The organism is Streptomyces thioluteus (assembly GCF_039535865.1).
The window spans coordinates 23,125-32,315 of the sequence record NZ_BAAAXZ010000124.1; the positions used below are offsets into that span (position 1 = coordinate 23,125).

Sequence of the window (9,191 nt, forward strand, 5' to 3'; positions counted from 1 at the left end):
TGCCGCCCCCTGGGCCCGCTCACCGTTCCCCATCCCTGACGATCGCCACGAACGAGGACCACGCGGGCGAGGAAACGGTGAGCGCGGGACCATCAGGGCGCTTGCTGTCCCGGACGGGTATGGCGCCGGTGGATATGAACGCGGGGGCCCACTCGACGCAGGTGCCTCCGTTGCCCTCGCTGTGACTGGACTTCACCCATGTCGCGCGGGCGAGGTTGTGGGTGGGGTTCATGGTCGTACGCCTCCATAAGGTGACGGATGACGGAGAGCGAATCGGGAAGCGACAGGGCGTTGGCGCGCAAACGATCGTACGTAGCACGCGCCTCGGCCACCACTTCCGGCGCATCGTGCACTTGCCCCTGCACATAGCTCTCCGCGTAAAGGACTTCGGCCCCGTTCTGCTGCTTGAGCAGGATGAACGGCGCCCGCCTCGCCGGGGTGTCACCGAGGGGGAACACCTGGACCGTGATGAGGGGATGCTCAATCACCGACACAAGGTGCCGCAGTTGCCCTCGCATGACGTCCGGGCCGCCCATGTCGGACCACAGCGCGGCCTCGTGCAGGACGACCCAGAGCGACGGGGGATTGGGCCCGTCGAACAGCTCCCGGCGCCGCATGCGGTCGTCCACTCGCTGCTGGATCCGGTCGACCGGGTCGTTCGGACTGGCCGCCCGGTATACGGCTTCGGCGTATTCGGGCGTTTGCAGGATGCCCGGGACCAGGGTGGGCGAGTAGTCGCAGATGCTCACCGCCCTGCGCTCGAACTGCAGATACGGGATCATCCACACCGGATTACCCGCATCGGCCGCCCGTTGGCGCATCCGCGCATACACACCCGGCGTACCGAACACCTTGTCGCACTGCTCGGCGAACTGGGGGCTGGCGAGCTGCTGCCCCCTCTCGACCTTGCTCACATACGGCTGCTGGACCCACAACTTGGACGCGAGCATCTCCTGTGTCCACCCCCGGGCCTCCCGGGCATACCTGATCTCCCGCCCGAACTCCACGATCAAAGAGACAGGTTCGACTGCCATTCCCTCAACTCCCCGCTCCGCCATGCCATCTGGAAGGCAAAGTAGCCTTCCGGGCGCACCCGGAGCGGGTGGAATCCGAACCTCGCGTTTGATGCCCGCTACACAGGATCAGGACACCCGGAAGCCGGGAGCGGCTTCTACACCACCAACGACAACAGCATCACAAAGCCCAGCCCCACCACCGAGATGATCGTCTCCATCACCGACCAGCTCTTCAGCGTCTGGCCGACGTCCATCCCGAAGTACTCCTTCACCATCCAGAACCCGGCGTCGTTCACATGGCTGAAGAAGAGCGACCCGGCTCCCACCGACAGCACCAGCAGCGCCGCATGCGCCGTGCTCATGTCCGCCGCCAGCGGCGCCACCAGCCCCGCCGCCGAGATCGTCGCCACCGTCGCCGAGCCCGTCGCCAGCCGGATGCCGACCGCGATCAGCCATGCCAGCAACAGCGCGGAAACCGACCAGGACTTGGAGAAGTCCAGGATCATCTGCCCGACGCCGACGTCGATCAGCGTCTGCTTGAAGCCGCCGCCCGCGCCGACGATCAGCAGGATCCCGGCGATCGGCACCAGCGACTTCTCGACCGTCGAGGCGAGCCGGTCCCGGCCGAAGCCGGCCGCGCGGCCGAGGGTGAACATGCCGACCCAGCACCGCCGCGAGGAGGGCGATCAGCGGGGAGCCGATGACGTCGGCGACGCGCTGGACGTGGTGCTTAGGGTCGTCCACGACGACGTCCACCAGCGCCTTCACCAGCATCAGCACCACCGGCAGCAGCACCGTCGCCACCGTGACGCCGAAGCCGGGGCGCCGCTCCAGCTCCTCCGACGGCCGCTGCGGCACCAGCTTCTCCGGCGGGGCGACGTCGACCCAGCGCGCGGCGACGCGGGAGAAGAGCGGGCCGGCGATCACGGCGGTCGGCACGGCGACGAGGACGCCGAGCGCGAGGGTGACGCCGAGGTTGGCGCCGATCGCGTCGATCGCCGCCAGCGGCCCGGGGTGCGGCGGCACCAGGCCGTGCATCACGGACAGACCGGCCAGCGCCGGGATCCCGATCCGCATCAGCGAGTGCCCGCCCCGCTTGGCCACCAGCAGCACCACGGGGATCAGCAGCACGATCCCCACCTCGAAGAAGAGCGGCAGCCCGATGACGCCCGCGATCAGCACCATCGCCCAGGGCATGGCCCGGCCGCCCGCCTTCGCCAGGATCGTGTCCACGATCTGGTCCGCGCCGCCGGAGTCGGCCAGCAGCTTGCCGAGTATCGCCCCGAGGGCGATGAGGACGCCGACACCGGCGACGGTCGAACCGAGCCCGGTCGTGAAGGAGGTGATCGCCTTGTCGAGCGGAGCCCCGGCCGAGGCGCCGAGCACCAATGACCCGATGGTCAGGGCCAGGAAGGCGTGCAGCCGGAACCGGGTGATCAGGAGGACGATGACGGCGATGCCGGCGAGTACGGCGATGCCCAGCTGTGCGTGGCCCGCCGACGTGATCGGTCCGGCGGGGGCCGCGGCCAGCATCTCGACGCTGAGAGTGCTCACGGGGCTTCCTTAGAGGAGGTGGGGGTTTACAGGCGGCGCAGCCCGGCGACCGCGCGCTCGGCGATGACGGCCGCCGCGGGGGCGACGTCCACGGCGACCCCGGCCTCGTCGGCCTCCAGCGGCTCCAGGGTCGCGAACTGCGAGTCCAGGAGCCGGGTCGTCATGAAGTGGCCCTTGCGGGCGGCCATCCGGGCCGCGATCAGTTCGCGCGAGCCGGTCAGGTGCAGGAAGACGACGCCGGGCGCGGCGGCCCGGAGCCGGTCGCGGTAGGCGCGTTTGAGCGCGGAGCAGCTGACCACCCCGCCCTTCCCGGCCCGCCCGCGCGCCCATGCGCCGATCGCGTCGAGCCAGGGCTCGCGGTCGGCGTCGTCCAGCGGGACGCCGCCGGACATCTTGGCGATGTTGGCGGGCGGGGTGGAAGTCGTCGCCCTCGGCGTAGGGGACGCCGAGGGCGTCCGCGACCAGGGGCCCGACCGTGGTCTTGCCCGTGCCCGCGACGCCCATCACCACGACGACGTGGGGGGATGCCATGCGTGAGTACCTCACTGTCTCCTGCGGCTGCCGCCCCACTGAAACGCAAGACGTACGACGTATTCAAGCCCCTGTGACCTAAACGTCATACTTAATCTCCTTCGGCATGGACACGTAGGCTGATCCCATGACCAACCAGGGGCAGGGGCTGCACGCACGCGTGCTGGAGTCCCTCGGACCCGCGATCACGGCCGGGGCGTACCCGCCGGGCAGCGTCCTGCGCACGGACGAGCTGGAGGAGCGCTTCGACGTCTCGCGCACCGTCGTCCGCGAGGTGATCCGCGTCCTGGAGTCCATGCACCTGGTCGCCTCCCGGCGCCGCGTCGGCGTGACGGTCCTGCCCCCCGAGGAGTGGAGCGTCTACGACCCGAACGTGATCCGCTGGCGGCTCGCGGGCCCCGACCGCCCGCGCCAGCTGCGGTCGCTGACCGTGCTGCGCTCGGCCGTCGAGCCCGTCGCCGCGGGCCTCGCCGCCCGCCTGGCCACCCCCGCGCAGTGCGCCGAACTCACCGAGCACGCCCTGGGCATGGTCGCCACCTCGCGCGGCCAGCAACTGGACGCCTATCTGCGCCACGACATCGCGTTCCACCGGGTCGTGCTGCGCGCCTCCGGCAACGAGATGTTCGCCCGCCTCGGCGACGTCGTCGCCGAGGTGCTCAGCGGGCGCACCCGTCACCAGGTGATGTTCACCGACCCCGACCCGGCCGCGGTGACCCTGCACGTACGGGTCGCCGAGGCCGTCCGCGCCCACGACGCGGCGCGCGCCGAGGAGCTGACCCGCGAGATCGTCACGGGAGCGATGGCGGAGCTGGACATCCTGGCTCCGTGACGCCGCCCGCCGGCCACCGCTCGAACCACCGGTCCTCGCCCTCCAGTTGACCGGCCAGCGACAGCAACAGCGCCTCGCTCCCGGCCGGTCCCAGCAGCTGCGCCCCCAACGGCAGCCCTCCCGCGGTCAGTCCGGCGGGCACGTTCATCGCGGGCCAGCCCAGCACGTTCCACGGCCAGGTGTACGGACAGGCCGTGATCATCGCGGAGTCCGTCTCCCGGGCCGACAGCCCGTCCAGCGCCCCGATGCGCAGCGGCGGCGCGGCCGTCGTCGGCGTGAGCAGCACGTCGTACCGCCCGAACAGCTCGCCCATCCGCGCCCGCAGGGGCCGTTCCGCCGCCCGCGCCAGCCGCAGCACGGCGCCGCCGAGCAGCAGTCCGCCGCGTACGTTCTGATGCGTGCGCGGGTCCAGCAGGCCCGGGTCCGGCACCCGCCGGGCCAACTCCCGTACGCCGCCCATCGCGCGCGGCACGAACGCGGGTCCCACCGGCCCGTAGCGCGCCTCCTCGGCCACCACCTCGTGGCCCAGCGCCTCCAGTTGCTCCGCCGTCCGCTCGACGGCCGCCCGGGCGGCGGGCTCCAGCCGGTGCCGGACCGCCGCGTACGCCGGCCGCAGCGAGAGCGCGATCCGCAGCCGCCGGGGCGTGCGCACCTCGACGGGCGGTCCCCCGACGACCCCCAACAGCAACGCCGCGTCCGCCACCGACCGCGCCAGCACCCCATGGCACGTCAGCCCGTGGAAGACCTCCCCGTCCGGCCAGGTCGGCACCCGCCCGCGCTGCGGCTTGATCCCCACCAGATGCGTCCAGGCCGCCGGGATCCTGACCGACCCCGCCCCGTCCGACCCCAGCGCCCCCGCCACGATCCCCGCCGCCACGGCCGCCGCCGACCCGCCCGACGAACCCCCGGGCGTCCGGCCCAAGTCCCATGGATTGCGCGTCGCCCCGAACGCCGGGCCCTCCGTCATAGGCCACTGCCCCAGCTCGGGCGTGTTCGTCTTCCCGACGATCACCGCACCCGCCGCGCGCAGACGCCGCACGGCCTCCCCGTCCACCCCCTTCACCGGAAACTCCCCGGCACATCCGAACGCCGTCGGCAGCCCCGCCACGTCCATGTCGTCCTTGACCGCCACGGGCACCCCGAGCAGCGCCCGCCGCTCCCCCGCCGCCCGCAGCCGGTCCGCCTCGTCGGCCTCCCGTAACGCCTCCTCCGCCCGCACCCACCGGAAGGCGTTCACCGTGCCCTGCGTCGCCTCGATCCGCCGCAACGCACCCTCGGTCAACTCCCTTGCCGAAACCTCCCCTTCGGCCACCCACCGCACCTGCTCAACGAGCCCCGTCACAGGTCCACCCCTCTCGCCGCACGGACGCCTCACGGTAGGCGCGCGACGCACGGGTGCACGAGCCCGCGTGCGCCGAGAGATGCGCCACAGGGAATACCCTGTGTGACCCTGCATCAGCCTTCTGTACCCTTCCGGGGCAAGGGAGGCGAGTGTGTTGACGTGGGCGTCGTCGTTACGCGAAGAACTGGCCGCGCTGTACGAGGGACGGGCCGAGCCGCCCGAAGTCCTCGGCAAGTTCAGGCGGACGGCGGTGCTGGTGCCACTCGACGCGCGCGGCGGCCTGTGGACGGCGGCGCACGAGGGCGTGTGGTGGATCCACGCCTTCTCCGACGAGGCGGCGCTGTCGAGGTTCGCGCTGAACCGGGCAGCGGCCGGTGAGGACTGGGAGTACGTGACGATCCTCGGTGCCCGCCTGCTGGACGTCGTGATCCCCGCGGTCGGCGAGCCGGCCGGAGCGGCCGTGGACGTCGGGAGCGACCGGCCGTTCCTCCTGCCCCCGCTCGCGGGCGTCGTACCGGAGGCAGCGGCCGTCAACGCGGGGACGGAGGCGGCCCGATGAGCGGGAACGAGGACCTGAGGCCGACCGCGAGGCACTGGACGGGATCGCCCGGGGAATCACCGGAGCCCTCTCCGAATTACGCGAACTCGGCATGATCGGCGAGTCGGCGGCCGGCCGCGGCTTCTCCGATCTCCGGCTGACCGGAATGGAAACCGGCCACGACGGCCTGACGGACGCGGTGAAGTCCTTCTGCGAACGCTGGGAGTGGGGAGTGCGCTCCCTGGTCCAGGACGGCAACCGCTTCGCCCGCCAAGTGGGCCTGGCCGCCGGCAATTACTACGAGAACGACCAGTACATCAAGGGGACCATGAAGGTCGGCGTCGCGGCGTTCGGCGCCGACCCGACGCTCTCCGACGAGCAGGTCGAGAAGATGTCGATGAACGAGATCGCGGACCACGGGAACTTCGCGCACGTGGACTACAGCGGAAAGTCCTTCGACGACTCCTTCGACCACATGATGCAGACCAACAAGGATCTGGCGAAGGACACCCTCGAAACACACGGCGATCCCCTGCACACCAAAGGAAGGGGACGCCCGTGACGGACATCCTGGGGAAGATCGGACACGGCCTGAAGTCGGGCGTCGACAAGGCCGGTGATGGCCTTGAGGACCTGTACGACAAAGGAAAGAAGGAGGTCGGCAAGGGCATCAACTACGCCGCGCACAAGGTCGGCGACGGCCTGGACAAGGTCGGCCTGCACGACCTGGCCGACACCGTGGACGACTTCGGTGACTTCACCGCCGACCGCCTCGGCGCCCATGTCGACGAGAAGCGGCTCGACGAGACGGAGCACGCCCAGGACCTCGTCCACGGCAGCCCCGGCCGCATTGGCTCCACGGCCTCCCATCTCTCGGACTTCGCGGCCGCGTTCGACCGCGTCGGCAACGGCATGTCCCGGCTCGACTCCGACCACTGGAAGGGCAAAGGAGCGGACGCCTTCCGCGCCAAATTCGCCATGCACCCCAAGCAATGGGTGCAGGCGGCGAAGGCGTGCGAGGACGCGGCCAAGGCCCTGAGCCACTACGAGGAGACGGTCCGCTGGGCCCAGGGCAGGGCGAAGGAAGCCATCGCCCTCTACAAGGAGGGCAAGCGGGAGCGGAAGGAGGCCATCGACGCCTACAAGGCCCAGGTCGATGCGTACAACACCGCCGCGAAGGAATTCAACGCGAAACTGGACAACGGCGAGGACCCGGGAAAGCGCCCCACCCCGCCCGGCTCCTGCCCCAATGCCGGCGCCGACAAGATGCAGCACGCCCAGGAGATCCTGACCGCCGCCCGCAAACAGCGCAACAGCGCGGCGGAGGCGGCGGCTTCGGCGGTGAAGGCCGCCCTGGCGAACGCCCCGAAGAAGCCCGAGTTCACGGACCGCATGTCCATGGACTTCGACGACTTCCGGACGGCGTCCGCCACGGAAATGACCCATTTCGCAGGCGGCTTCGCCAAGGGCGCGGCGGACACGGTGAAGTTCGCCCGCACGATCATCCCCATCGACCCGTACAACGTCACCCACCCCGCCCTCTACCTCGACCACATGACCAACCTGGGCGCCGGCCTCATGACGCTGGCCAACCACCCGGACCAGATCCCGTCCACCCTGCTGGGCACGGGCTGGGGCAAGGACCCCTCGGAGGCGGCGGGCCGGCTGGGCTTCGACGCGCTGACGGCCCTGGCCACGGGCGGCGCCGGCGCGGGCGGGGCGGCGGCCCGGCGGGCGGCGATGGGGGCGGCGCGGCACGGGCTGGAGGAGGCGGGCGAGCGGGGTGCACGGCAGTTGGGGAAGGAGGCGGGGGCGGCGCGGAAGCAGGTCGACAACGGCGCGGGAGGACGCGGGCCGCGTGGATGCCGACCGGTGCAAGGGCCGGGACCCCGTGGACTTCTCCAGCGGGCACATGTTCCTGTCCCAGCAGGACGCGGAACTCCCCGGCGTCCTGCCCCTCGTCTTCACCCGGCGCGTCCAGTCCGGCTACCGGGCGGGCCACTGGTTCGGGCCCTCATGGTCCAGCACCGTGGACCAGCGTCTGGAGATCGACTCCCGGGGCATGGTGTTCGTCGCCGAGGACGGCATGCTCCTCGCCTACCCGCACCCCGCCCCGGAGGTGCCCACCCTCCCGTCCCACGGCCCTCGCTGGCCGCTGGAACGGACGGTGGACGGCGGCTACACGATCACGGATCGGCGCGGCGACCGCACCTGGCACTTCGCGGCCCCCGTCCCGTACGACGACCGCCACGAGATCGCCCTGCTCGACCAACTCACCGACCGCAACGGTCACTGGATCTCCTTCGACTACACGGAGGACGGCACCCCCACCGGCATCACCCACAGCGGCGGCTATCACCTCCGCATCTCGACGGAGAACGGCCGGATCACCGCCCTGCACCTGGGCGACGTCCCATTGATCCGTTACGGCTACGCCGACGGCAACCTCACGGAGGTCGTCAACTCGTCGGGCCTGCCCCTCCGCTTCACCTACGACAACCGGGGACGGGTCACTTCCTGGACCGACCGCAACGACCGGAGCTACCGCTACGAGTACGACGAAATGGACCGCTGCACCTTCCAGACAGGCGCTGAGGGGCACATGCGCTCCACGTTGGAATACGGCGAACCGGACCCGAACTCGGGCCTCCGGACGACCGTCGTCACCAACTCGCTCGGCCAGGCCTGCCGCTACACCTTCAACGACCGCTCACAACTCGTCGCGGAAACGGATGCAACAGGTGCCACGACCCTGTCGACCTGGGACCGCTACGACCGTCTGCTCTCCCGTACCGACCCGCTCGGGCACACAACCACACTCATCCATGATGAGGCGGGCAACCTGCTCTCGGCCCTCCGTCCCGACGGCGGCGTGAGCACCGCAACATACAACGCCCTCGGGCTCCCGGAGAGCATCACCGAACCTGACGGATCGATCTGGCGCCAGACGTACGACGAGGCGGGCAACCGCACCTCGTTGACGGACCCGTCGGGTGCCACGACACGCTTCGCCTACGATGACGTCGGCCGCTTCGCTTCAGTGACTGACGCCCTCGGCAACACGACAGGGGTGCGCTGTGACCCCACCGGCCTGCCCAGAGAGATAACGGACCCGCTCGGCGGAATCACCCGCTACGAGCGTGATGCCTTCGGACGCGTCGTCGCCGTCACCGATCCCATGGGCGCGACGACTCGCCTCTCGTGGACGACCGAGGGCCTGCTCACCCGCCGTACGGCACCCGATGGCGCCGAGGAGCACTGGACATACGACGGGGAGGGCAACTGCGTCACGCACATGGACGCGATGGGCGGAGTGACGCGCAACGAGCACGGGCACTTCGACCTCCTGACGGCTCGCACCACTCCGGACGGCGTGCGCCA

General features: G+C 70.7%; 6 protein-coding genes and 4 pseudogenes. 5 read left to right on the forward strand and 5 right to left on the reverse strand.

All coding sequences use genetic code 11. The annotated features are described in order from the left end of the window. Positions 1–19: 19 nt before the first annotated feature. The 4 genes and pseudogenes from ABD794_RS16425 to ABD794_RS16440 form a co-directional block, all read right to left on the reverse strand. Positions 20–145 (reverse strand): annotated as a pseudogene (locus ABD794_RS16425) (DUF397 domain-containing protein); the annotation flags it as partial. Then, positions 93–1,058 carry a helix-turn-helix domain-containing protein gene (locus ABD794_RS16430; RefSeq protein WP_344964172.1) on the reverse strand — a complete coding sequence of 322 codons (966 nt, stop codon included), beginning with the start codon at positions 1,056–1,058 and terminating at the stop codon, positions 93–95. The gene ABD794_RS16430 and the pseudogene ABD794_RS16425, both read right to left, overlap by 53 nt. Before the next feature lie 113 nt (positions 1,059–1,171). Further along, a pseudogene (locus ABD794_RS16435) lies at positions 1,172–2,570 on the reverse strand (GntP family permease). A gap of 26 nt (positions 2,571–2,596) precedes the next feature. Continuing rightward, positions 2,597–3,101 (reverse strand): annotated as a pseudogene (locus ABD794_RS16440) (gluconokinase). A gap of 127 nt (positions 3,102–3,228) precedes the next feature. On the opposite strand from ABD794_RS16440, the gene ABD794_RS16445 reads away from it, so the two are divergent. Next, positions 3,229–3,930 carry a FadR/GntR family transcriptional regulator gene (locus ABD794_RS16445; RefSeq protein ID WP_344964175.1) on the forward strand — a complete coding sequence of 234 codons (702 nt, stop codon included), beginning with the start codon at positions 3,229–3,231 and terminating at the stop codon, positions 3,928–3,930. Here the strand turns inward: ABD794_RS16445 and ABD794_RS16450 are convergent. Continuing rightward, the gene (locus tag ABD794_RS16450; protein WP_425586045.1) at positions 3,890–5,386 is read right to left on the reverse strand and encodes an amidase; all 1,497 of its coding nucleotides are present in this window, start codon (positions 5,384–5,386) and stop codon (positions 3,890–3,892) included. The genes ABD794_RS16445 and ABD794_RS16450 overlap by 41 nt on opposite strands. A 37-nt stretch (positions 5,387–5,423) precedes the next feature. Between ABD794_RS16450 and ABD794_RS16455 the strand changes: the two genes are divergently transcribed. From ABD794_RS16455 to ABD794_RS19125, 4 genes and pseudogenes are all read left to right on the forward strand, one after another. Continuing rightward, a complete protein-coding gene (locus ABD794_RS16455; RefSeq protein ID WP_344964179.1) occupies positions 5,424–5,831 on the forward strand; it encodes an SseB family protein in 408 nt (135 codons plus the stop codon). Positions 5,832–5,922: 91 nt separating this feature from the next. Continuing rightward, positions 5,923–6,372, forward strand: a complete 450-nt coding sequence (locus ABD794_RS16460) for a hypothetical protein (RefSeq protein ID WP_344964181.1) — start codon at positions 5,923–5,925, stop codon at positions 6,370–6,372. Further along, a pseudogene (locus ABD794_RS16465) lies at positions 6,369–7,127 on the forward strand (putative T7SS-secreted protein); the annotation flags it as partial. The gene ABD794_RS16460 and the pseudogene ABD794_RS16465, both read left to right, overlap by 4 nt. 595 nt (positions 7,128–7,722) lie before the next feature. Then, on the forward strand, positions 7,723–9,191 hold a 1,469-nt coding region (locus ABD794_RS19125; RefSeq protein ID WP_425586047.1), incomplete at its 3' end, for a DUF6531 domain-containing protein.

Bases quoted from the DNA above. Each gene is read 5' to 3' on its own strand.
- ABD794_RS16445 (WP_344964175.1), top strand. From the start codon at position 3,229: ATGACCAACCAGGGGCAGGGGCTGCACGCACGCGTGCTGGAGTCCCTC.
- ABD794_RS16450 (WP_425586045.1), bottom strand. From the start codon at position 5,386: ATGCAGGGTCACACAGGGTATTCCCTGTGGCGCATCTCTCGGCGCACG.
- ABD794_RS16430 (WP_344964172.1), bottom strand. From the start codon at position 1,058: ATGGCGGAGCGGGGAGTTGAGGGAATGGCAGTCGAACCTGTCTCTTTG.
- ABD794_RS16460 (WP_344964181.1), top strand. From the start codon at position 5,923: ATGATCGGCGAGTCGGCGGCCGGCCGCGGCTTCTCCGATCTCCGGCTG.